We start from the raw sequence: 23,321 nt of genomic DNA on the forward strand, positions 1-23,321 counted from the left end.
CGGATGAGTGCTGAAGCCGTTGAACCGAAAAGCCTGCCGGCGGTGGCCGTGAAGTTGTTCGAGCGTGCGCCGAAGATGACGTTCATGCAGTTCTGTCGTCTGCTGGAGGCATGTTCGCCCGAACGCCCCGGGTTCGGTACGCGCGATACGCCGGAGCATGAGCCGGTGCGATTCCGGCCGCGTCCGCGGTTGGGGTTTCCGGCGGGTGAGGTGGCCGCTGTCGAATTCGACGACGAGCACCTCGATGCGCCGCCGACCGTACGCACGACTTTCATGGGTCTTTATGGCGTCGATGCGGCCATGCCGTCGCACATGATCGACGAGATCGTGTTGCGGGAGGAGGGACATGAAGCGGTCGAGGCGTTTCTCGATCCGTTCAACCACCGGGCGGCGACGCTGCTGTATCGCGCATGGAAGAAATACCGCTATCCGGAGCGTTTTCGGGCCGGCGGTGTCGACGATTATTCGCAGAGCCTGTTGTGTCTGGCGGGATTTGGATGGGGCGACAAGCCTTCGCGGGCAGGCCTGCCGAACTCGCGGATGCTTGCGTTGCTGGGGCTGTTGATTCAGCGGACGCGCACGTCGGAAGGGCTGGCCGGCGTGGTGGCGCTGGCCGCGCCGGGGGCCGATGTTCGTGTCGACGAATTCTGGGCGGTGACGACGGGTACCGGGCGACCGAAGCCATTGACGTCGGTGAAGCCGGAAAAGGATGGGTTGTCGGACGGGAAACGCAGCGGGCTCGGTGGTGGTTACGTGCTCGGCAGGCGTCTCGCGTATCGCAGCCGGGCGGTGCGTTTGACGTTGCGGCCTGCCGATGCGCAGCAGGCCCAGGATCTGTTACCGGGCGCATGGTTGCATCGGGAGGTGATGGCATTCATCCAGCTGTATGTCGGCATCAAGGCCGATGTGCATTTGCGGATGAAAGTGTCGTCACGATTCGTGCCGAAGCCGGCTGTCGGGAGCGAGCGTGCCAGCCCGGCACCGCGTCTCGGCTGGACGACGGTGTTGCCGTCAGTCGATGAACGACTGATCGACATCGCCTTGGGTGTCTATGAGGCGTTGCCCGCGCCGCGACCCAATCCGCACCTCGTGCCGCGCACGATCTGATTCCGGAGTGTTTATGTTCTATCGAATGGGTGCGGCCACTGCCGCTGCCGTGTTGCTGCTGTCAGGTTGCGGTGCGTGGCAATCCGTGTCGGATGCATCGTCGAATGCGTATCGTGCGGTGTTTTTCAAGCAGGTGAAGGTGCTTGATGTCGATCTGACTGCGCGTGCCGCATTGAATCCGGACGACGTAGGACGGCCCACGTCGGTTGCCGTGCGCGTCTATCAACTGAAGGATCGCAAGGCGTTCGATGCAGCGTCGTATGACGATCTGTTGAAGAACGATCGGACTGTGCTGGCTCAGGATCTGCAAGCGGATATGTCGGCTGTTGTGAACCCCGGCGCCTCGTCGAGCTTGTCTCAACCGATGCAACGCGAGACGGAGTATGTGGCGATCCTTGCGTTGTACCGCGTCCCCGGAGCAGCGGCAGACTGGAAGCGGGTCATCGAGAAAAAGAAGCTTGATTCGGATAAGCCTCTACGTCTCGGCTTGACGTCGAATGGATTGCAAATGGCGGAGGATAGGCCGAAGTGAACGTCATGCGACCCATTCGGAGTGGGAATAAGCCATTCACGCAAACCAAACAACTCGGGCTGGCAGTTTTGCTTGGCGTTGTCGTGTCCGTTCACGCGGTGGCTCGAGATGTGCCGTCTCCATCCATTGCGCCGCTCGCTGGAAAGCCGGACGGTTTCGTTCCCAAAGGCTGGAAGCTGGAATTTCAGACGAAGGGTGACCTGAACGGTGATGGCCGCGACGATCTTGTGCTGATCTTGCGTGATAATGATCCTGCGAACGTGATATCGCATGACGGCATGTGCGAGAACCCGTTCGACGCGAATCCGCGCATTCTGGTCGTTGCCTTTGCGCAGCCAGACGGCCGGTACGCTGTCGCGTTGCGAAACGATACGCTCATACCGGCCCGGGAATCCCCCTGTCTCGCGGATGCTCTGGAAGATGAGGGCGTGATTATCGACCGGGGCGCGTTGCGGGTCACGCTGCGTCGCTTTGCCAGTGCAGGCAGTTGGGAAATGGGATCCACCACCTATACATTCCGATGGCAAGACCGGAATTTCATGCTGATCGGCTATGACAAATTCTCGACGATGCGCAATACGGGCGTCGTACGAAACCTCAGTGTGAACTACTCGACAGGCAAGGCCAAGATATCGATCGGAGATGTGTCCGACGACCGCGAGCGTACACGATGGGTAAAGCTGCCTACGCAGCGTCGCTGGACGCTGGACCAGATTGGCGACGGCTTCGAGTTTTCCCGGTCGCTACCGAGCATCGAATAGTCGTCGATGCCGGCGTGCATGGCGTCACCACGACGCCATGTTCTGCGACCCATGCGCCGGACAACCGGCGGCATGGGCCGCACCGGCATCACCGATCGTCTTCCCGCACCGAAGAAGGATGCCGGCACAGCGCCCGCACTTCCATCTCCATATACGGAAACAACGGCAGCTGGCTCAGCAGGTCATGCAGTTGCTGCACGCTTTCGACGTCGAAGATGCTGACGTTCGCATACTGCCCGGCGATCCGCCACAGATGCCGCCAGGTTCCTTCGTTCATCAGCCGCTGGCACATCGCCTTTTCTTCGGCCTTCAGCGTGGCCGCCTTGACCGGATCCATGTCCGTCGGCAGACGGACGGTCATTTCCACATGAAACAGCATCCTGCACTCCTTGCGTTATCGGTTCGTCGAATCGGCAGGCCGCTCACGCCTGCGCGCGGGCCCGCTCGACTTCGCTGCCCGGCACGTCCTGCTTTTCCTTGAGCAGCGAGAAATCGAAGTCGATCAGCGCGAACTGCCCGTCGACGCCATACGGCTTGCCTTCCGCGCCTTCGGCCTGCTTCACCGGCGGGATCAACCCGTCGCGCGTCGCGAACGCGAAGTCGTCCCACAGGTGCGGATCGCCATCGATGTTGATCTGCGTCGTCAGCTTACGATAACCGTCCGCCGAAACGAAGAAGTGAATGTGCGCCGGGCGATGGCCGTGGCGGCCGAGCTGGTCGAGCAGTTGCTCGGTCTTGCTGCCCGGCGGCACGCTGTAGCCCACCGGCAGCACGCTGCGGAAGCTGTAGCGGCCTTCGGCATCGGTACGGATCGAGCGGCGCAGGTTGAACGCAGGCTGCGACTGATCGAAGTACGAGTAGTTGCCGAGATGGTTCGCGTGCCACACCTCGACCAGCGCGTTCGCGATCGGCGCGCCGTCCTGGCCCAGCACCTGGCCGCGCATGATGAGCGTCTGGCCGGGATCGGTGCCGTCGTCGAGACGCGCATGGCCGACCGATTCCGGCGCGCCGGCGACATACAGCGGCCCTTCGATCGTGCGCGGCGTGCCGCCCTGGATGCCGGCCTTTTCCTCGGCTTCGTCCATGCGCACGTCGAGGAAGCGCTCGAGGCCGAGGCCCGCGGCGATCAGCCCGAATTCGCGGCCGGCTTCGTTCAGGTAGTTCAGCGCCGTCCAGAATTCGCTCGGCTGCACGTCGAAGTCCTCGATCGTGTAGCAGATGTCCTTCACGATCCGGTTGACGATCGCGCGCACGCGCGGGTTGCCCGGCTTCTCGGCGGCGTCGTCGAAGGTCTTCAGCAGTGCGTCGATGGCTTGCTTGTTCATCTGTGTCTCCGGTTTCGGTTGTCGTGTGGGGTCAGCGGGCGTCGCGTCGCATCCGTTCGATGCGGGCCCAGTCGAAGGTGATGCCGAGGCCGGGCGCGGCCGGCAGGTGCAGCTTGAAATCCGCGTAGCGCAGCGGCTCGACGAGGATTTCCTCGGTGAGCAGCAGCGGGCCGAACAGTTCGGTGCCCCATTTCAGCGAGTCGAACGTGCTGAACAATTGCGCGGACGCCATCGTGCCGGCCGCGCCCTCGAGCATCGTGCCGCCGTACAGTTCGATGCCTGCCGCCGCCGCGATCGACGCGACGCTCGCCGCACCCTGCAGGCCGCCCGACTGCGCGATCTTCACCGCGAACACGTCGGCCGCGCGATCCTGTGCGAGCGCGAATGCATCGACGGGGCCGTGCAGCGCCTCGTCGGCCATGATCGGCACCTGCGCCAGTTGCGTGAGGCGTTTCAGCCCCGCGCGGTTGGTCGCGGCAATCGGTTGCTCGACAAGGCTCACGCCGGCTTCGGCGAGTCGTGCGCCGGCCCAGATCGCGTCGGTTTCACTCCATGCCTGGTTCACGTCGACGCGCACGTCGCCGCGTTCGCCGAGCGCGCGCTTGATCGCGATCACGTGGGCCACGTCGTCGGCCACGGCATTCGAGCCGATCTTCAGCTTGAACGCGCGGTGGCGGCGCGCGTCGAGCATCGCTTCGGCTTCCGCGATGTCGCGCTGCGTATCGCCGCTCGCAAGCGTCCATGCGACATCGACCGCATCGGTCCGGCGTCCGCCGAACAGTTCGGACAGCGGCACACCGAGGCGGCGCGCCTGCGCGTCGAACAGCGCGGTCTCGAGCGCGCACTTCGCGAAGCGGTTGCCCTGGAACAGCTTGCGGGCGCGCGCCAGCGCGGCGCCCGGGCGGGTCGCGTCCATGCCCTGCAGCAGCGGCGCGAAGTAGGTGTCGATGTTGACCTTGATGCTTTCGGGGCTCTCCTCGCCGTACGCGAGACCGCCGATGGTCGTCGCCTCGCCGACGCCTTCGATACCGTCCGTGCATCGAACACGCACCAGTACGAGGGTCTGGCAATTCATCGTGGCGACCGACAATTTGTGGGGCCGGATCGTTGGCACGTCGACGAGCAGCGTCTCGATGCGTTCGATGGTGGCGGCAGTTGCTATCATGCGATTCCTCCTGTTGGTGCACATGGTAGGAATTCCCGCCCCGCGTCGTCCAACACTCTTTCCGACTACTTCCATACCTTTGAGGCATGAAATGGAATTGCGTCAGCTCCGCTACTTCATCGCCGTCGCCGAGGAAATGAACATCACGCGGGCGGCCGAGCGGTTGCACATGACGCAGCCGCCGCTCAGCCGCCAGCTCCAGGCGATCGAGGACGAGATCGGGCTGCCGCTGTTCGAGCGCGGTGCGCGGCCGCTGAAACTGACCGATGCGGGGCGCGTGTTCTACGCGCAGGCGAAGCGCCTCGTCGACCAGGCCGACGAGCTCGGCCCGCTGACACGGCGGCTCGCGCAGCTGTCGGAGCGGATCGTGATCGGCTTCGTGCCGTCGACGCTGTACGGCGCGCTGCCGGACGTGATCCGCGCGTTTCGCGAGGCGCAGCCGGACGTCGAGTTGTCGCTGATCGAAATGTTCACGCTCGAACAGCTCGGCGCGTTGAAGGGCGGGCGGATCGACGTGGGCTTCGGCCGGCTGCGCTTCGACGACGACCAGCTGGTGCGCGAGGCGCTGATCGAGGAAAAGCTGATCGCGGCGCTGCCGGTCGGGCATCCGCTTGCCGATCCGGCCCGGCCGCTGACGCTCGCCGATATCGCGAACGAGACGCTGATCGTCTATCCGAGCACGCCGCGGCCGAGCTTCGCCGATCAGCAACTGTCGGCGTTGCGCGACGGCGCGCTGGTGCCGGCGGCCGTTCACGAGGTGCGCGAGCTGCAGACGGCGCTCGGGCTCGTGGCCGCGCAGGTCGGCGTGTCGCTGGTGCCGGAGAGCGTGGAAGGGGTGCGCGTGAAGGGCGTGGTCTACCGGCGGTTGCCGGAGCCGGCCGCGACGTCGCCGATCATCATGAGCCGCCGGCTGCACGGCGAAAGCGCGGCGACGGCCGCGTTTTGTGCGATTGCGCGGGAAATGATCGTGCCGGTGGCGTGACGAGCGTTATTCACTTCATTAAATCGCAACTAACGGTCTGTTTCGGCGGACGCGCCCAAATGCGGGGAGGGCATCGCGGCCTCATGCCCTGTCGAGTGAGCGCTTTCCCGGTTACGCAAGCCACCGGCCGTGCGAGCATGCACGACGACGCTACCGCTTCCCGTCGAGCGTTTCCGACGGCGATTCCCCGAACTTCTCCCGATACGCGATCGCGAACCGCCCGAGGTGGGTAAATCCGCAATCGAGCGCGACATCGGCGATCCGCCGCTCGGACGCCGCGCCGCGCAGCAGCTCGCGCGCATGGTCGAGCCGTGTCGCGCGCAGGTATTGCATCGGGCTCATCCCGCGGAACTGCAGGAACGCGTCGCGCAGGGTTCGTTCAGGCACGTTGGCGGCCTGGACGATATCGGCGAGCTGCAGCGGCTGTGCGTAGTGCGCGTTCACGAACTCCTGCGCGCGCCGCACGAAGCCCGGCGCCGGGTCGCGGTGCGACGCCTGCAGCACGGACGGCGGGTGGCCTTCGATCAGCAGGTCGATCAGCAGGTGCTCGAGCTGGGACGCGACGCGCGGGTTCGCGTTCGCGCGTTCGAGCAGCTCGGGCGAGCGCGCGACGAGCATCAGTTGCTGGCGCCACGCGGCAAGCGCGGCGTCGCTGACGTGCAGTACGGGATCGAGCGTCGCGCGCGGGTCGCCGGTTAGCGAGCCGACGGTCGCCGCGTCGATGCGCAGCACGAACTGCTCGCAATCGGCCGACAGCACCGCGTCGAAGCGTTCGCCGGGCGCACACAGCACGCCGGTCTGGCCGTCGACGCCGAGCTGCCGCCCCATCGCGCGCACCTCGGCCTGGCCGGACAGGCAGAACATCAGCAGGTAGTAGCCGTCGACCGCATCGACCTGCACGCGCATCGCGTCGCCGAACGCGATCGTGCCGATCCCGAGCCCGCCCAGCCTGACGAAATCCATGTGCGACGCGCCGCGCGTGCGGCCGTTCGGCAGCAGCGCATGCGGCTGCATCACGCGCGAGATGCGCTCGCGCGTCTCGTCGAGATCGCGGGATTCGAACAGCCGGTGCGCGCGCAGCGCGAGCGGCTCGAACGACGTTGGGGACATGGGCATCAGCCTTGGTGTGGACGGCGAACGCTTCGATCCGATCAATGGGTCGGGATCGTGCGCCGGGTCGTGTGTGTCGTCATGCTAGCGCAGAAATCCGCCGAAAGTGGATATTGCACCGCCGCAATCGCACTTTCCGGATAGACGGCGAATATTAGCTTTTCAAAAATCGGCTCCATGCAATCAACGCAACGGATCGACAAGGAGTCCGACATGGAGCAGACAGAATCGCCCGTCGTTTTCGCCACGCGCGACGACGCGTCCGACGTGACCTTTCCGCACGACGACGGCTCGCGCGTGCCGTACAAGGTGTTCAGCTCGCGTGCGGTCTACGATCGCGAGCAGGAACGCATTTTCCGCGGCCCGACGTGGAACTTCGTCGCGCTGGAAGCGGAAATCCCGAACGCCGGCGACTTCAAGAGCACGTTCGTCGGCGATACGCCGGTGGTCGTCACGCGCACCGAGGACGGCACGCTTTCCGCGTGGGTGAACCGCTGCGCGCACCGCGGCGCGCAGGTATGCCGCAAGTCGCGCGGCAACGCGAGCTCGCACACGTGCGTCTATCACCAGTGGAGCTTCGACAACTCGGGCAACCTGCTCGGCGTGCCGTTCCGGCGCGGCCAGAAGGGGATGTCCGGGATGCCGGCCGACTTCGATCCGAAGCAGCACGGGCTGCGCAAGCTGCGCGTCGACAGCTATCGCGGCCTCGTGTTCGCGACCTTCAGCGACGACGTGATGCCGCTGCCCGACTATCTCGGCGAGCAGATGCGGCCGTGGATCGACCGGATCTTCCACAAGCCGATCGAGTATCTCGGCTGCACGCGCCAGTATTCGAAGTCGAACTGGAAGCTGTACATGGAGAACGTGAAGGACCCGTATCACGCGAGCATGCTGCACCTGTTCCATACGACCTTCAACATCTTCCGCGTCGGGATGAAGGCGCGCTCGATTCCGGATGCGAACCACGGGCTGCACAGCATCATCACGGTGACGAAGACGGGCGACGACACGTCGGCCGCGTACAAGCAGCAGAACATCCGTTCGTTCGACGAAGGCTTTCATCTGGAAGACGAATCGATTCTCGACCTCGTTTCGGAATACGACGAGGACTGCACGAACCATATCCAGCCGATCTTCCCGCAGCTCGTGATCCAGCAGATCCACAACACGCTGGTCGCACGGCAGATCCTGCCGAAAGGCCCCGACAACTTCGAACTGATCTTCCACTTCTTCGGCTACGCGGACGATACGCCCGAGCTGCGTGCACTGCGCATCAAGCAGGCGAACCTCGTCGGGCCGGCCGGCTACATCTCGATGGAGGATACGGAGGCGACCGAGCTCGTGCAGCGCGGCACGGTGCGCGACGGCGACGCGACGTCGGTGATCGAAATGTCGCGCGGCAATCCGGACCAGCAGGACACGGTGATCACCGAAAGCCTGATCCGCAAGTTCTGGGTCGGCTACCAGAAGCTGATGGGCTATTGAGGCGGGAGCGAGCAATGATGGAAAACCTGACGGAAGACATGAAGACGTGGTTCGAGATTTACATGCTCCAGAACCGCTATATCGGGCACCTCGACAACAACCGGCTCGAAGCCTGGCCGACGATGTTCACCGAGGACTGCACGTACGAAATCGTGCCGAAGGAAAACGCCGACCTCGGGCTGCCGGTGGGGATCGTCCACTGCACGAACCAGCGGATGCTGCGCGACCGCGTGGTGTCGCTGCGGCACGCGAACATCTACGAAGAGCATACGTACCGGCACATGACGTCGGGCCTGACGATCGTCGCGGAACGCGACGGCGAGATCGACACGGAGAGCAACTACGTCGTCGTGCAGACGCGCAGCAACGGCGAGTCGAACGTGTACCAGGCCGGCAAGTACTACGACACGGTCGTGCGCACGCCGGACGGGCTGCGCTACAAGACCAAGCGGGTGATCTACGACACGTCGCGCGTGCAGACGCTGCTCGCCACCCCGATCTGATACGGAAGCAAGGAACAGACATGACCGAAGCAACACTGGCCGAGTGGCATCCGCTCGGCGCTTTCGACGAATTCTCCGAAGACGAACCGGCGGCGCGCGTCGCCGGCCAGAAGCCGATCGCGGTGTTCCGGATCGGCGACGAACTGTTCGCGATGCACGACCTCTGCTCGCACGGCCACGCGCGGCTGTCAGAAGGCTATGTGGAGGACGGCTGCGTCGAATGCCCGCTGCACCAGGGGCTGATCGACATCCGCACGGGTGCGCCGAAATGCGCGCCGATCACGGAGCCGGTGCGGACCTATCCGATCCGGATCGTCGACGGGCAGGTGGAAGTCAATGTCGGCTGATCCGTTCGTGATCGTCGGCGCCGGGCATGCCGCGCGGCGCACGGCCGAAGCGCTGCGCGAGCGCGACGCCGCGGCGCGCATCGTGATGATCGGCGCGGAGCGCGAGATGCCGTACGACCGGCCTGCACTGTCGAAGGATGCGCTGTTGACGGACGGCGGCGAGCAGCGCGCGTTCGTGCGTGACGCGGCGTGGTACGACGCGCAGGGCATCGAGCTGCGGCTCGGTACGCGCGTCGACGCGATCGAGCGCGATGCGCAGCGTGTGAGGCTCGACGACGGCGCGACACTCCCGTATGCGCGGCTCGTGCTCGCGACAGGCTCGCGGGTGCGCACGTTCGGCGGCGCGATCGACGAAGGCGTCACGCCGCATTACGTCCGCACGGTCGACGATGCGCGGGCGTTGCGCGCGCAGCTTGTGCCGGGTCGCCGCGTGGCGGTGCTCGGCGGCGGGTTCATCGGGCTCGAGGTCGCGGCGGCGGCGCGCCAGCTCGGCTGCGACGTGACGGTGATCGATCCGGCGCCGCGCCTGCTGCAGCGTGCGTTGCCGGAAGTGGTCGGTGCGTATGCGCATCGGTTGCACGATGCGCGCGGCGTGGTCTTCCAGATGGCGACATTGCCGCGCGCGATCCGTCGCGCGCCCGGCGGCGGCGCGATCGTCGAGACCGATCACGGCGACGTGCCGGCCGATCTCGTCGTGGTGGGCATCGGTGTGGTGCCGAATGTCGAGCTGGCGCAGGCGGCCGGGCTCGATGTCGACAACGGGATTCGCGTCGACGCGGGCTGCCGCACGGTCGATCCCGCGATCTTCGCGGCGGGCGAGGTGACGATGCACTTCAATCCGCTGCTCGGGCGCCACGTGCGGATCGAATCGTGGCAGGTCGCCGAAAACCAGCCGGCCATCGCGGCCGCGAACCTGCTCGGCGCCGACGAGGCCTATGCCGAATTGCCGTGGCTGTGGTCCGATCAGTACGACTGCAACCTGCAGATGCTCGGGCTGTTCGGCGGCGAGCGTACGATCGTCGTGCGCGGCGATCCGACGAACGGGCCGTTCACGGTGTTCGGGCTGGGGGATGACGGCAGGATCGTCGCGGTGGCCGCGGCGAACCTCGGGCGCGACATCGGCGCATCCCGCCGGTTGATGGCGGCGGGGGCGGTGCCGGACCCGGTGAAGCTTGCGGATCCGGCGGTGAACCTGAAGACGTTCATGTAGCAGGCGCACGGTCGTCCGGCCCGGCATGCGGTGACGATGCCGGCCGGCGCCGTGGGTGATCCGCCGGTACGATCCGGCGGTGTGCGTGTCGCTCGGCACGCGTCGCAATGTTTGTCGGCAGCTCGGCATCCGGTGCATATTAGCGGCATCGTTCGCCCGACCCGTTGCCCATGACGCCAGACAAAGCCCTCGAACTGAAACGCAGCAAGCGCCGCGCGCTGTGGCTGCTGCTGGCCGCCGTCGCGGTGTTCGTCACGACGATCCTGCTGCCGCGCGGCCCGTGGGTCGACGGCATCAAGGCCGTGGCCGAAGCCGCGATGGTCGGCGCGCTCGCCGACTGGTTCGCGGTCGTCGCGCTGTTTCGCCGCGTGCCGATCCCGTTCGTGTCGCGCCACACCGAGATCATTCCGAAGAACAAGGACAAGATCGCCGACAACCTCGCGGTGTTCGTGCGCGAGAAGTTCCTCGGCCCGGATGCGCTCGCCGCGCAGATCCGCCAGCACGATCCCGCGCAGAAACTCGGCGCGTGGCTCGGCGAGCCGGCGAACACCGACGCGCTAGGCGGCTACGTGACGAAGCTGATGAGTTTCGCGCTCGACATGACCGACGACGCACGGATCCAGACGTTCGTGCATGACGCGTTTCGCGCGATGATCGACCGGATCGACCTGTCGCAATCGGCCGGCGCGATCCTCGATACGCTGACGAAGGACGGCCGCCACCAGGCGCTGCTCGACGATGCGATCGAACAGGTGGTGGACGTGCTCGACAAGGAGGAGAACCGCGAGGTGATCGCGGGCTTCATCGTCGAATGGCTGAAGACGCAGTACCCGAAGGTCGAGAAGATCATGCCGACGCAGTGGTTCGGCGAGAACGGCGCGCGGATGCTCGCCAGCGCGGTGAGCCGTGTGCTGGAAGGCGTGGCGGCCGACCCCGAGCACGAACTGCGGCAACGCTTCGACCGGACGGTCGTGCGGCTGACCGAGCGGTTGAAGCACGACCCCGCGTTCATCGAGAAGGGCGACGAGATCAAGCGCTATATCCGCGACGGCGCCGCATTCAACGACTATGCGCGCGACCTGTGGGATCAGTTGCGCGCGTGGCTGAAGGCCGATCTCGCGCGCCCCGATTCGGCGCTGCACCGGCAGGCCGCGATGCTCGGCGGCTGGCTCGGTGCGCGGCTCGCGGAGAGCCCGGCATTGCGTGCGTCGCTGAACGAGCACGTCGAGAAGGCCGTGCACGAGATGGCGCCGGATTTCGCGGATTTCCTGATGCGCCACATCCGCGACACGGTGCGCAACTGGGACGCGCGCGAGATGTCGCGGCAGATCGAGTTGAACATCGGCAAGGATCTGCAATACATCCGCATCAACGGCACGCTGGTCGGCGGGCTGATCGGGCTCGGGTTGTATCTGGTGTCGCTGGTGCCGCGCTGGGCAGCCGGCTGGCTGCACTGACACGGCCGCGCGTATCGCGCGGCGGGCACGACGGGCCGGGCCCGCGCATCATGCGTGCGCTTTCGAGCCGTGCAGTTGCAGGCCGAGCGCCTTGATGACCTTCAGGATCGTGCCGAAGCTGGGGTTGCCGTCGTGCGACAGCGCCTTGTACAGCCCTTCGCGCGACAGGCCCGCATCGCGCGCGACCTGCGACATGCCGCGTGCACGCGCGATCACGCCGAGCGCATGCGCGATGAAGGCCGGATCGTCGCCGGCTTCCTGCAGGCACGCTTCGAAGTAGTCGGCCATGTCGTCTTCGGTTTTCAGATGATCGGCCGAATCCCACGGCCGGGTGCTGATCTTGTCCATCGGTTACTCCATGTCGAGATGCGCGAGCATCGCGTGCGCGGCGCGGATGTCGGCCTGTTGCGACGATTTATCGCCGCCGCAGAGCAGGATGACCCAGATCGTTCCGCGCCGGACGTAGTAGACGCGATAGCCCGGGCCGTGGTCGATCCGCATCTCGACGACCGGCGAGCCGGCGGACTTCCAGTCGCCCGGATTGCCCATCGAGAGGCGGTCGATGCGTGCCTGGATGCGGCGCTTCGCGACGCGATCCTGCAGGCCGGCAAACCAGGTGTCGAAGACGCCGGTGGTCCGGATGCTGAACGTAGGCGCACTGTAGGGCATGGATTGCAGTATGTCAACCATGGTTCACATGTTGGATGAGTTGAATGTCGATGCCGCTACGGTAGGGCCGCGCGCTTCGCTTGTGTGCCGAATGGCCGTTCGGCCGAAGTCGGGATCTTCCGAATCCGTCTACAATCAAAAACGTCTTTGCCGCCTGTGCGTGTTTGCCGCGCGCGGGCGGGTCCGTTTGTCCTCCGGTATCCGGAGGCGCCGCCGTGCATTGCGGGTTGCGTGGCGGGCAGTGCCGTGGTTCGTGTCCAGTAGGTAAAGCGTCCGCGTGCCGTAGGCCGGCGCGCGTTCTGAACGCTGCGTGTCCGTAGGCCGGGCAGGCGGCATCAACCGAGAGTCCCCCATGAAAGCATCGGATCTGTTCGTGAAGGCGCTGGAAGCCGAAGGCGTCGAGTACGTGTTCGGCATTCCCGGCGAGGAAAACCTCGATCTGCTCGAATCGCTGCGGCGATCGAAGATCAAGCTCGTGCTGACCCGGCACGAGCAGGCGGCCGGGTTCATGGCCGCCACCTACGGCCGCCTGACGGGCCGCACCGGCGTGTGTATCGCCACGCTCGGGCCCGGTGCGACGAACTTCGTGACGGCCGCCGCGTATGCGCAGCTCGGCGGCATGCCGATGCTGATGATCACCGGGCAGAAGCCGATCAAGTCCAGCAAGCAGGGCCACTTCCAGATCGTCGACGTGGTCGACATGATGCAGCCGCTCACGAAGTTCACGCGGCAGATCGTGTCGATCGGCAACATCCCGTCGGCCATACGCGAGGCGTTCCGCCGCGCGGAGGAGGAGCGCCCGGGCGCCGCGCACCTCGAGCTGCCGGAAGACATCGCGCACGAGGAGGGCGACGGCAAGCCGATTCCGCGCAGCTACAGCCGGCGGCCGGTGGCCGAGGAGAAGGCGGTCGCGCACGCGGTCGACGCGATCCAGGCCGCGCGCCATCCGCTCCTGATGATCGGCGCGGGCGGCAACCGCAAGACCACCTGCAAGATGCTGCTCGAATTCGTCGACAAGACGGGCATCCCGTTCTTCACGACGCAGATGGGCAAGGGCGTGATCGACGAGACGCACCCGCTGTGGCTCGGTAACGCGACGCTGTCCGACGGCGATTTCGTGCACCGTGCGATCGAGCATGCTGACTGCATCATCAACGTCGGCCACGACGTGATCGAGAAGCCGCCGTTCTTCATGCGTACCGACGACAAGACCGTGATCCACGTGAACTTCCTCGGCGCGCAGGTGGATCCCGTCTATTTCCCGCAGATCGAGGTAGTGGGCGACATCGCGAACGCGGTGTGGCAGATGAAGGAGGCGCTCGCACCGCAGCCGCACTGGGATTTCGCGCGCTTCGCGATGATCAAGGAGCATTTCGACGCCCATCTGGAGAAGGGCCAGCACGATCCGCGCTTCCCGATGTACCCGGTGCGGATCGTCAACGATCTGTACAACGCGATGCCGGTCGACGGCATCGTCTGTCTCGACAACGGGATGTACAAGATCTGGTTCGCGCGCTACTGGCGCGCGCACGAGCCGAATTCGCTGCTGCTCGACAACGCGCTCGCGTCGATGGGTGCGGGCCTGCCGTCGGCGATCGCGACGAAGATCGTGCATCCGCAGCGCAAGGTGATCGCCGTGTGCGGCGACGGCGGTTTCATGATGAATTCGCAGGAACTCGAAACGGCCGTGCGGCTGAAGCTCGACCTCGTCGTGATGATCCTGCGCGACGACGCGTTCGGGATGATCCGCTGGAAGCAGGAGAACATGAATTTCCCCGATTTCGCGATGACGCTGCAGAACCCAGATTTCGTCGCATATGCGCAAAGCTACGGTGCGCACGGGCATCGCGTCGAATCGGCCGACGATCTCGAGCCGCTGCTGCGCGAGTGTTTCTCGTCGCCGGGCGTGCACGTGATCGACGTGCCGATCGATTACTCGGACAACGAGCGCGTGCTGAACCGCGAGATCAAGCGCCTGTCGGCGCAACTCTGAATGTCCCGTTCACAGGAAGGAGTCGTTCCATGTTGAAGGAAACCTATCCGTACTACCTCGCCAACGAAGCCGTCTACGCGAACACCGATCTGGACGTGACGGACAAGTTCAGCGGCAAGGTCGCGACACGCGTCGCGCTGGCCGACGCGAAGGCCATCGACGCGGCGATCGGCGCGGCGGTCGATGCCGCGAAGCCGATGCGCGAGCTGCCGGCCTACAAGCGGCAGGCCGTGCTCGACCATTGCGTCGCGCGCTTTCGCGAGCGCTTCGACGAGCTCGCCGAGGCGCTGTGCATCGAGGCCGGCAAGCCGATCAACGATTCGAAGGGCGAAGTGACGCGGCTGATCGACACGTTCCGCGTGGCGTCCGAGGAATCGGTACGCATCGACGGCGAAATCATCAACCTCGAGATCTCCGCGCGCGCGCAGGGCTATACGGGCTACACGAAGCGCGTGCCGATCGGCCCGTGTTCGTTCATCTCGCCGTTCAACTTCCCGCTGAATCTCGCCGCGCACAAGGTCGCGCCCGCGCTCGCGGCCGGCTGCCCGTTCGTGCTGAAGCCGGCGAGCCGCACGCCGATCGGCGCGCTGATCATCGGCGAGGTGCTCGCGGAAACCGATTTGCCGAAGGGCGCGTTCTCGGTGCTGCCCGCGCATCGCGACGGCGCCGACCTGTTCACGACTGACGAGCGCTTCAAGCTGCTGTCGTTCACGGGTTCGCCGGCCGTCGGATGGGCGCTGAAGGAGAAGGCCGGCAAGAAGAAAGTCGTGCTGGAGCTCGGTGGCAACGCGGCCGCGATCGTCGATGCGGATCAGCGCGAGCAGCTCGACTACGTGGTCGAGCGGCTCGCGTTCGGCGCGTATTACCAGTCGGGCCAGAGCTGCATCGGCGTGCAGCGGATCCTCGTGCATGCCGACCTGTACGACGCACTGCGCGAGAAGCTGATCGCGAAGACGCGTTCGCTGAAGATGGGCGACCCGAAGGATCCGTCGACGTTCGTCGGCCCGATGATCTCCGAATCCGAATCGCGCCGGTTGTCGGGCTGGATGGATGCGGCCGTCGCGGCGGGCGCGAAGATCGTCGCGGGCGGCAAGGTCGATGGCGCGATGTTCGAGGCGACGCTGCTGGAAAACGTCGGGCACGAGCAGGACCTGTACCGGAAGGAGGCATTCGGCCCCGTCGCGATCCTCGAGAAATTCGACCGGTTCGACGATGCGCTCGCACGCGTGAACGACAGCGACTTCGGGCTGCAGGCCGGCGTGTTCACCGATTCGCTCGCGCATGCGCAGCGCGCGTGGGAGGAACTGGAGGTCGGCGGCGTCGTGATCAACGACGTGCCGTCGTTCCGCGTCGACAACATGCCGTACGGCGGCGTGAAGGATTCGGGCCTCGGCCGCGAAGGGATCCGCTACGCGATCGAGGACATGACCGAGCCGCGGCTGATGGTCGTGCGGCGCCGGTAACGCGCGGGCAGGCAGCGCGGTGCCGCGACGGCACGCGGGCGGGCGATCGGGCCGGCCCGCGTGCCGTTTTTCATGGCGCTGCATGCGTCGCGCCGGCATCGGGCCTGCACCGTACCCGCAGCGTGTGCAGCGCTGCCCGAACAGGCTCGACTGCGGACGTCGCCTCATGATGTAATCGCGCGAAACTGCCGACCGGGGTACGACGCCGGAAAGCGCGAATTCATTCTTCACGAGGTCGATTCATGTCCCCCGTCTCGGCATTCAAGCTGGTTTTGTTGTCATTTCTCGCGATCGTCGCGCTCGAATGCATTGCCAAGCGGCTGCGGTTGCCGCCCGCGGCCGCGCTGCTGATCGGCGGGATCGGCATCGCGTTCATTCCCGGCCTGCCGCCGATCAATCTCGATCCGGAACTGGTGTTGCTGGTGTTCCTGCCGCCGCTGCTGATGGACGGCGCGTACTTCTCGGTGTGGGAGGAGTTCAAGCGCAACGTCGGCGGCATCCTGCTGCTCGCGATCGGCGCGGTCGTGTTCACGACGTTCGCGGTCGGCTTCGCCGTGCACTGGGTGGCGCCGTCGCTGCCGTGGGCCGCGTGCTTCGCACTCGGCGCGATCGTGTCGCCGCCCGACGCCGTTGCGGCGAAGGCCGTGCTCGAACGCGTCGCGCTGCCGCGCCGGCTGATGGTGCTGCTCGAAGGCGAAAGCCTGCTGAACGATGCGGCCGGCCTCGTGCTGTTCCGCTTCGCGGTCGTCGCGGCGCTGTCGGGCACCTTCAGCCTCGGCCACGCGATCGTGGGTTTCGCGGAGCTCGGGCTTGGCGGCGTGGTGGTCGGCTTCGTGGTCGGCAAGCTCGTCGTGTGGTTCCTGAAGCTGCTCGACGACGACTATCTCGTGATCACCGTCGCGGTGATCGCCGGCTGGATCGCGTACATCGCGGGGGAGATGGTCGAAGTGTCCGGCGTGATCGCCACCGTCACGGCCGGCATGATCGTCGGCTGGCATCAGCACGAGGTGTTCTCTGCGGCCGTGCGCACGCGCGGCACCGCGTTCTGGCAGGTCATCGTGTTCCTGCTCGAAGCGATGGTGTTCGTGCTGATCGGGCTGTCGCTGCGCGGCGCGATCCACCGGCTCGGCGGTTTCGAGCAGGTGCTCGCCACGATGGTGCCGCCGATGCTCGCGGTGCTGGCGGCGGTGATCGTGTCGCGCTTCGTGTGGATCTACGCGGTCGAGGCGCTGAAATGGCCGGTACGCGGGATCGCGCGGCGCGGCGAAGCGCCCGACTGGAAGGCCGCGACGATCATGAGCTGGGCCGGGATGCGCGGCGTCGTCACGCTGGCGATCGCGTTGTCGCTGCCCGAGGCGATGCCCGGCCGCGACGTGATCCTGGTCGCGTCGTTTGCGGTGATCCTCGTCACCGTGCTGCTGCAGGGCACGACGATCGGGCCGCTGATCCGGCTGCTGCGCCTGCCGCAGCGTGAAGACCGCGCGGCGCACCACCTGACCGAGCCGCAGACGTGGGCGTACGTCGAGGCCGCCCAGCTCGCGGCGATCCAGCCGCTCGTGCGCGACGAGAACGGGGTCGTGATCCATCCGCGCCTGCTCGAGCAGTACACGTACCGCGCGGAGTTGACGGAGCGGACGAAGAACGAGCCGACGTATCCGGCTGAAGTGCGTGCCGCGCACTACGACGTCGTGCTGGCCGCGATCCGGGCCGGGCGCGCGGAACTGTTGCGCCTGCACCGTTCGGGGCGCATCCATGACGAGATGCTGCACGCGCTCGAACGCGACCTCGACCTGCAGGAAGTGTCCGCGCAGCACGCGCGCGGGTAGGGCCGTACACCTCCGTCACCTCGCCATCGAGCGGCCGGCGCCAGCCGGCCCGAAGCGCGCCCGGGCCGATCGTTGCCCGGCGCGCTTTTTTTCGCGCGCCCACCGATTCGGCGGATTTTCATCCGGCCCTCAAATGCGACGACGGGCAGCCTTGCAGCGCATGCAAACCTTATCGCACCGGTCTCGCAAACGTTATCGTCTTTCGAATCCGGAAATGATCCGATTTAACTGTTTCCGTCTGTTTCTGCATATTTGGCAAAACTAAACCGGATTGAGATAGATGCTGTGTTCTAATTTCATTTAGAATCAGCCGGTTATGTTTATTGAGAGAAAGGATGCGGAGGTAATACGGCCGCCAGCGGGGAGAAAATCGGCGTCCGAAACCCTGCAAGGCGGTGCCGACAGGCCAATTCGGCGGAATCAGGCGGGGTTTTCAACCGCTGAAATAGGATAGCGTCCAAGTCTGATAAACAACTCCTATGAAAGAATCGATTGGAGAATCGGCGTTTGAAACTGTATTTATGAAAGAATCGAGCGGTGATAATGCCTCGGATTGTCTTGAATCGGGGTTATCGGTCCTTCTCGTCGACGATCAACCGTTCGTCGGCGAAGTAATCCGCCGCGCGCTGCGCAGCGAACATGACATCGACCTGCACGTGTGCACCGACGCGCACCGGGCGATGGCGGTCGCGCGCGACGTGAAGCCGACCGTCATCCTGCAGGATCTCGTGATGCCGGAGATCGACGGCCTCGATCTGGTTCGCGCGTGGCGTGCGGACGCCGGCACCGCTCGCGTGCCGATCATCGTGCTGTCCGCGAAGGAGGAGCCGATCGTCAAGCGCGAGGCGTTCATCGCCGGCGCGAACGACTATCTGGTGAAGCTCCCCGACGCGATGGAGCTGGCTGCCCGCATCCGCTATCACTCGAACTCCTACCTGATGTCCCGGCAGCGCGACGAGGCGCTCGATTTCCTGTCGCACGACATGCGTTCGCCGCAGACGTCGATCCTGGCGCTGCTCGAAGTCTACCGGAGCGAGCACGGCGAAATGCCGGCGATCATGGAGCGTATTGCCGGCCATGCGCGGCGCGCGCTCGCGCTGGCTGACGGCTTCATCCACCTGACCCGCGCGCAGTCCGAGCGCCGCGCGCACGAGGTCGTGAGTCTCAACGAGATCGTGCTCGACGCCGTCGACCAGCTGTGGGAGAAGGCGGCCGGGCTCGGCAGCCGGGTTGCCGCGCACGTGCCCGATACCGAATGCGTGACGATGGGCGACCGCATGATGCTGACGCGCGCGGTCGCGAACCTGATCGACAACGGACTGAAGTACGGCCCGGCGGGCACGGACGTGCACTGCACGCTGGGCAGCGAGGACGGCGCCTGGCTGATCGGTGTCGAGGACACCGGCGCGGGAATCGCGCCGGAGCAGCGCACGGCCGCGACCGAGTCGTTCGTGCAGCTCGAATCCGCGCACGGCGCGGCGCGCGGCGGCTTCGGCCTCGGGCTCGCGTTCGTCCGCGCGACGGCGGCGCGGCATCGCGGCCAGATCCTGATGCGCAATACGGCGCGCGGCTTCATGGTCGCGCTTCGGCTGCCGGCGCAAGCGGAGCGGTGATTTCGCGGCGCGGCCTGCCGGCGCCGCGCTGCGCGCAGACCCTGATGTGCTCGTGGCGCGCCGTCCGGCGCGCACGCGGGTGTGGTTTTTTTTAACGCTGATTTTATAAAGCCCATAACGAACATGGCCACCGTGACGCCCCGCGCGACCAATGAAAGCCTGCATCCGACGATCGGCGCTGCCCGGCTGACGCTCGGCAATCGCATCCTGCTCAGCTTCGGCGTGCTGTTCGTGCTGATGCTGGTGACAGCCGGCGTCTCCTACGAGCGACTGCGCGCGATCAACAGCGAAGCCGTCAGCATCGAGCGCGACTCGCTGCCCGGCGTCTACCTCGCGTCGTCGCTGCGCGCAGCGGTCAACGAAACGTTCGTCATGCTGCAGCAGGCGACGTTCGTCGAGACCGATCCCGATGCCGTGCAGCGCGATCTCGCGAAGATCTCGGATGCGACGAAGCAGGTCGAAGCGCTGTCGGTCGACTACCAGGCGTCGATCTTCCGCGACGACGACCGCGCGCGGTTTGCGACGTTTCGCGGCGCATACGATCGCTACCTGCCGCTGTTGACCGACGCGGTACAGAAGCACCGCGGCTCGCGCGACGAAGCGATCGCCGCCTACGCGAAGGTGTTGCCGGGGTGGGCCGAGGTCGTGCAGGACGCGAACATCATGGTCCAGGAGAATCGCAAGTTCGCGGACCAGTCCGCGAGGGTGATCCGCGAATCCGTGCAGGACACGGAAGTCGTGCTCGTCGGCGCGCTGACGATCATGCTGCTGTCCGCGCTCGGGCTCGGCTACCTGCTGTATCGTTCGGTCACGGTCCCGATGGCGCGGCTCGTCGAGGTGCACGACGTGATGCGCACCGGCAACCTCACGCGCCGCCTCGACCTGCGCCGCCGCGACGAATTCGGCACGCTCGAGACGGGCTTCAACCGGATGGCCGACGAGCTGACCGAGCTCGTCGCCCGTGCGCAGCAATCGTCGCTGCAGGTGACGACGTCGGTGGCCGAGATCGCGGCGACGTCGCGCGAGCAGCAGGCGACCGCGAACGAAACCGCGGCGACGACAACCGAGATCGGCGCGACCTCGCGCGAGATCTTCGCGACGTCGCGCGACCTGCTGCGCACGATGAACGAGGTGGCCGGCGTGGCCGAGCAGTCGGCGACGCTCGCGGGCGTGAGCCAGAGCGGGCTCACGCGGATGGGCGAGACGATGCGCAGCGTGATGGACGCGGCCGGTTCGGTGAACGCGAAGCTCGCGATCCTCAACGAGAAGGCGCTGAACATCAACCAGGTGGTCGCCACGATCACCAAGGTGGCCGACCAGACCAACCTGCTGTCGCTGAATGCGGCGATCGAGGCCGAGAAGGCCGGCGAATACGGCCGCGGCTTCGCGGTCGTCGCGACCGAGATCCGCCGCCTCGCCGACCAGACGGCGGTGGCGACCTACGACATCGAGCAGACGGTGAAGGAAATCCAGTCGGCGGTGTCGGCGGGCGTGATGGGGATGGACAAGTTCTCCGAGGAAGTGCGCCGCGGGATGCTCGACGTGCAGCAGGTCGGCGGGCAGTTGTCGCAGATCATCGCCGAGGTGCAGACGCTCGCGCCGCGCTTCCAGATGGTCAACGAAGGGATGCAGACGCAGGCGAACGGCGCCGAGCAGATCACGCAGGCGCTGTCGCAGCTGTCGGAGGCCGCGCAGCAGACGGCCGAGTCGCTGCGCCAGTCGTCGCAGGCGATCGACGACCTGACGCTCGTCGCGAACCAGTTGCGCACCAGCGTGTCGCGCTTCAAGGTCGACGCGTGACGCGCGCCGACCCGCAGAACGGCGCCCACGCGCTGTTCCTGATGTTCGAGCTCGACGGCGAACGCTATGCGCTCGACGCAGCCGGCATCGACGAGGTGCTGCCGCTCGCGGTCACGAAGGCAGTGCCCGGTGCACCCGAATGGATCGCCGGGCTGCTGATGCGCGGCGGTCAGCCGGTGCCGGTGATCGACGTGCCGATGCTGGCGCTCGGGCGCCGCGCGCATGCGCTGCGCTCGACGCGGCTCGTGATGGTCCGCTATCTCGCGGACGAAGCGTGCGGCGAGCGCACGATAGGGCTGATCGTCGAGCGCGCGACGCAGACGATGCGGATCGACCGCGCGGCGTTCCGGTCGAGCGGCATCTCGACCGCACGCACGCGCTGGCTCGGGCCCGTCGCGAATACGCCCGATGGCGTCGTGCAGCAGGTATCGGTGTCCGACCTGGTCGACGACGTCGCGCGCCTGTATCTGTTCGATGGCCTGCCGGGCCACGGGGGAGAGTCCGCATGAAAGAGTCCGAATCGCGATTTCGCGGCTGGCTGCTGCGCGAGACCGGCATCGACCCCGATTCGCTCGGCAACGATTTCCTGACCCGCGCGCTGACGGAACGCGTGCACGCGCTGCAGGCGGACGGCGAGCGCCTGCTGTCGGCGGCGCGGCCGCCCGTGACGCAGGACGCGCTCGACGCCTACTGGCAGCAGCTCAACGCGTCGGCCGACGAGCGGCGTGCGCTGATCGAGCTGTTCGTCGTGCCCGAAACCTGGTTCTTCCGCGACCGCGAGGCCTTCGCGACGCTCGCGCGGCTCGCGACGGAGCGGCTCGCCGCGCTGCCCGGCCGCGTGATCCGCGTGCTGAGCGCGCCGTGCTCGACGGGCGAGGAGCCGTATTCGGCGGCGATGGCGCTGCTCGACGCCGGGCTCGACCCGGCCAGCTTCACGATCGACGCGATCGACCTCAGCGCGCGCGCGATCGAGCAGGCGCGGCTCGGCTGCTACGGGCGCAATGCGTTCCGCGGCACCGCGACGGAGTTTCGCGCGCGGTACTTCACGCCGACCCGCGACGGCTGGCTGCTCGACGAGCGCGTGCGCGCATGCGTGCAGTTCAGTCAGGCGAACCTCGTGGAACCGGCCGTGGATACCGGCATTCGCTACGATTTCGTGTTCTGCCGCAACGTGCTGATCTACTTCGATCGCGACGCGCAGGATCGCGTGATCCGCTCGCTCGACGAGCGCCTGGCCGACGACGGCACGCTGTTCGTCGGGCCGGCCGAAACGGGCGTCGCGATGCGGCACGGGATGCGCTCGGCGCGCGTGCCGCTGGCGTTCGCGTTTCATCGCGAGGCCGCCGCCGCGGCGCCCGACGTATTCGCGGCCCGGCAGGCGGCACCGCTGGCGGCGGCAGCGCCGTACCGGCGCGCGGAGCGTTTCACGGTTGCACCGCTCGCGGCGACGCGCTCGGTGCTGGCGGTCGCGCCGCCGGCTCGGCTCGACGACACACGCCAGCCGTTCACGGCGCCGCCGCCGCCGGCCACGCGCGCGGCCGCGCTCGACGCACGGGCCGACCTGCCGGTGACGGCGGCCGAATCGGCCGAAGCGGCCGGGTCGCTCGCACCGGTGGCGGAGCGACCCGCGCCGACGCTGGAAGAGGCACAGGCGCTGGCGAATGCCGGCGCGTTCGACGAGGCCGAGCGCGTGCTCGCGCAGTTCTCGGCGCGCGTCGGGCCGCATGCCGATGCGTTCTACCTGAACGGGTTGATCGCGGATGCGCGCGGCCGCGCCGCGGAAGCCGGCGACTTCTACCGGAAGGCGCTGTACCTGCGGCCCACGCACCACGAAGCGCTGACCCATCTCGCGACGCTGCTCGACGTCGGCGGCGATCGTGCGGGCGCGCAATGGCTGCTCGAGCGCGCACGGCGCTCGGCCGGCTGACAAGACCATGGGTTGGGGACCGACACCGTGATGACCAGAGGATTCC

Annotated in this window: 22 protein-coding genes; 16 read left to right on the forward strand and 6 right to left on the reverse strand. The window is 66.5% G+C overall.

Features of this window, described 5'->3' with window-relative positions; translation table 11 throughout:
* Window positions 1–3: 3 nt before the first annotated feature.
* Genes tssG through LXE91_RS29430 form a run of 3 tightly spaced genes read left to right on the forward strand, consistent with a single transcriptional unit; the run spans window position 4 to window position 2,400 of the window.
* Window positions 4–1,107 (forward strand): type VI secretion system baseplate subunit TssG, encoded by a 1,104-nt coding sequence (gene tssG, locus LXE91_RS29420; protein WP_039344947.1) that lies wholly within the window; start codon window positions 4–6, stop codon window positions 1,105–1,107.
* Between the two features lie 13 nt (window positions 1,108–1,120).
* Window positions 1,121–1,639 (forward strand): type VI secretion system lipoprotein TssJ, encoded by a 519-nt coding sequence (gene tssJ, locus LXE91_RS29425; RefSeq protein WP_039344787.1) that lies wholly within the window; start codon window positions 1,121–1,123, stop codon window positions 1,637–1,639.
* On the forward strand, window positions 1,636–2,400 hold the full coding sequence (locus LXE91_RS29430) for a hypothetical protein (RefSeq protein ID WP_198113728.1): 765 nt from the start codon (window positions 1,636–1,638) through the stop codon (window positions 2,398–2,400). Before tssJ ends, LXE91_RS29430 begins: the two co-directional genes overlap by 4 nt.
* Before the next feature lie 88 nt (window positions 2,401–2,488).
* On the opposite strand, the gene catC is transcribed toward LXE91_RS29430, so the two are convergent.
* The 3 genes from catC to LXE91_RS29445 are packed head-to-tail and all read right to left on the reverse strand — an operon-like array spanning window position 2,489 to window position 4,890.
* The gene (gene catC / locus LXE91_RS29435) at window positions 2,489–2,779 is read right to left on the reverse strand and encodes a muconolactone Delta-isomerase (protein ID WP_011355923.1); all 291 of its coding nucleotides are present in this window, start codon (window positions 2,777–2,779) and stop codon (window positions 2,489–2,491) included.
* 43 nt (window positions 2,780–2,822) lie between these two features.
* Complete coding sequence (gene catA, locus LXE91_RS29440) at window positions 2,823–3,725, reverse strand: catechol 1,2-dioxygenase (protein ID WP_039344784.1); 903 nt, start codon at window positions 3,723–3,725, stop codon at window positions 2,823–2,825.
* Window positions 3,726–3,756: 31 nt separating this feature from the next.
* On the reverse strand, window positions 3,757–4,890 hold the full coding sequence (locus LXE91_RS29445) for a muconate/chloromuconate family cycloisomerase (protein ID WP_039344781.1): 1,134 nt from the start codon (window positions 4,888–4,890) through the stop codon (window positions 3,757–3,759).
* 91 nt (window positions 4,891–4,981) lie between these two features.
* Between LXE91_RS29445 and LXE91_RS29450 the strand changes: the two genes are divergently transcribed.
* Window positions 4,982–5,872 (forward strand): LysR family transcriptional regulator, encoded by an 891-nt coding sequence (locus tag LXE91_RS29450; protein WP_039344778.1) that lies wholly within the window; start codon window positions 4,982–4,984, stop codon window positions 5,870–5,872.
* Between the two features lie 150 nt (window positions 5,873–6,022).
* Here LXE91_RS29450 and andR read toward each other — a convergent pair whose 3' ends face one another.
* Window positions 6,023–6,982, reverse strand: a complete 960-nt coding sequence (andR, locus tag LXE91_RS29455; RefSeq protein WP_039344773.1) for an anthranilate 1,2-dioxygenase regulatory protein AndR — start codon at window positions 6,980–6,982, stop codon at window positions 6,023–6,025.
* A gap of 213 nt (window positions 6,983–7,195) precedes the next feature.
* Between andR and andAc the strand changes: the two genes are divergently transcribed.
* The 5 genes from andAc (at window position 7,196) to LXE91_RS29480 (ending at window position 11,984) form a co-directional block, all read left to right on the forward strand.
* Complete coding sequence (gene andAc / locus LXE91_RS29460) at window positions 7,196–8,467, forward strand: anthranilate 1,2-dioxygenase large subunit AndAc (protein WP_039344770.1); 1,272 nt, start codon at window positions 7,196–7,198, stop codon at window positions 8,465–8,467.
* Window positions 8,468–8,481: 14 nt separating this feature from the next.
* Window positions 8,482–8,970 carry an anthranilate 1,2-dioxygenase small subunit AndAd gene (gene andAd / locus LXE91_RS29465; protein ID WP_011355917.1) on the forward strand — a complete coding sequence of 163 codons (489 nt, stop codon included), beginning with the start codon at window positions 8,482–8,484 and terminating at the stop codon, window positions 8,968–8,970.
* A gap of 20 nt (window positions 8,971–8,990) precedes the next feature.
* Complete coding sequence (gene andAb, locus LXE91_RS29470; protein WP_039344765.1) at window positions 8,991–9,317, forward strand: anthranilate 1,2-dioxygenase ferredoxin subunit AndAb; 327 nt, start codon at window positions 8,991–8,993, stop codon at window positions 9,315–9,317.
* Window positions 9,307–10,527 carry an anthranilate 1,2-dioxygenase system ferredoxin--NAD(+) reductase gene (gene andAa, locus LXE91_RS29475; protein ID WP_039344761.1) on the forward strand — a complete coding sequence of 407 codons (1,221 nt, stop codon included), beginning with the start codon at window positions 9,307–9,309 and terminating at the stop codon, window positions 10,525–10,527. The genes andAb and andAa overlap by 11 nt, the downstream gene beginning before the upstream one ends.
* 170 nt (window positions 10,528–10,697) lie before the next feature.
* Complete coding sequence (locus LXE91_RS29480; RefSeq protein ID WP_039344759.1) at window positions 10,698–11,984, forward strand: DUF445 domain-containing protein; 1,287 nt, start codon at window positions 10,698–10,700, stop codon at window positions 11,982–11,984.
* A gap of 48 nt (window positions 11,985–12,032) precedes the next feature.
* On the opposite strand, the gene LXE91_RS29485 is transcribed toward LXE91_RS29480, so the two are convergent.
* Together LXE91_RS29485 and LXE91_RS29490 are read right to left on the reverse strand one after the other, a co-directional pair.
* The gene (locus tag LXE91_RS29485; protein ID WP_039344756.1) at window positions 12,033–12,332 is read right to left on the reverse strand and encodes an addiction module antidote protein; all 300 of its coding nucleotides are present in this window, start codon (window positions 12,330–12,332) and stop codon (window positions 12,033–12,035) included.
* Window positions 12,333–12,335: 3 nt separating this feature from the next.
* Window positions 12,336–12,653, reverse strand: a complete 318-nt coding sequence (locus LXE91_RS29490; protein WP_095146199.1) for a type II toxin-antitoxin system RelE/ParE family toxin — start codon at window positions 12,651–12,653, stop codon at window positions 12,336–12,338.
* Between the two features lie 352 nt (window positions 12,654–13,005).
* Here LXE91_RS29490 and LXE91_RS29495 point away from each other — a divergent pair, with 352 nt between their 5' ends.
* The 7 genes from LXE91_RS29495 to LXE91_RS29525 all read left to right on the forward strand — a co-directional run bounded on the left by LXE91_RS29495 (window position 13,006) and on the right by LXE91_RS29525 (window position 23,275).
* Entirely contained in the window at window positions 13,006–14,646 is a 1,641-nt protein-coding gene (locus LXE91_RS29495) for an acetolactate synthase large subunit (RefSeq protein ID WP_039344750.1), read from the forward strand.
* A gap of 29 nt (window positions 14,647–14,675) precedes the next feature.
* A complete protein-coding gene (locus LXE91_RS29500; RefSeq protein WP_039344747.1) occupies window positions 14,676–16,109 on the forward strand; it encodes an aldehyde dehydrogenase family protein in 1,434 nt (477 codons plus the stop codon).
* Between the two features lie 242 nt (window positions 16,110–16,351).
* Window positions 16,352–17,935 (forward strand): Na+/H+ antiporter, encoded by a 1,584-nt coding sequence (locus tag LXE91_RS29505; protein ID WP_039344744.1) that lies wholly within the window; start codon window positions 16,352–16,354, stop codon window positions 17,933–17,935.
* 479 nt (window positions 17,936–18,414) lie between these two features.
* Window positions 18,415–19,548: a hybrid sensor histidine kinase/response regulator gene (locus LXE91_RS29510; protein ID WP_039344741.1), complete on the forward strand. Its 1,134-nt coding sequence runs from the start codon at window positions 18,415–18,417 to the stop codon at window positions 19,546–19,548.
* Between the two features lie 123 nt (window positions 19,549–19,671).
* On the forward strand, window positions 19,672–21,348 hold the full coding sequence (locus tag LXE91_RS29515) for a methyl-accepting chemotaxis protein (protein WP_039344740.1): 1,677 nt from the start codon (window positions 19,672–19,674) through the stop codon (window positions 21,346–21,348).
* Window positions 21,345–21,857, forward strand: a complete 513-nt coding sequence (locus tag LXE91_RS29520; RefSeq protein WP_039344738.1) for a chemotaxis protein CheW — start codon at window positions 21,345–21,347, stop codon at window positions 21,855–21,857. The genes LXE91_RS29515 and LXE91_RS29520 overlap by 4 nt, the downstream gene beginning before the upstream one ends.
* A complete protein-coding gene (locus LXE91_RS29525) occupies window positions 21,854–23,275 on the forward strand; it encodes a CheR family methyltransferase (protein WP_278068140.1) in 1,422 nt (473 codons plus the stop codon). The genes LXE91_RS29520 and LXE91_RS29525 overlap by 4 nt, the downstream gene beginning before the upstream one ends.
* Window positions 23,276–23,321 lie beyond the last annotated feature (46 nt).

This window comes from Burkholderia contaminans (assembly GCF_029633825.1).
In the GTDB taxonomy this organism is placed as follows: domain Bacteria; phylum Pseudomonadota; class Gammaproteobacteria; order Burkholderiales; family Burkholderiaceae; genus Burkholderia; species Burkholderia contaminans.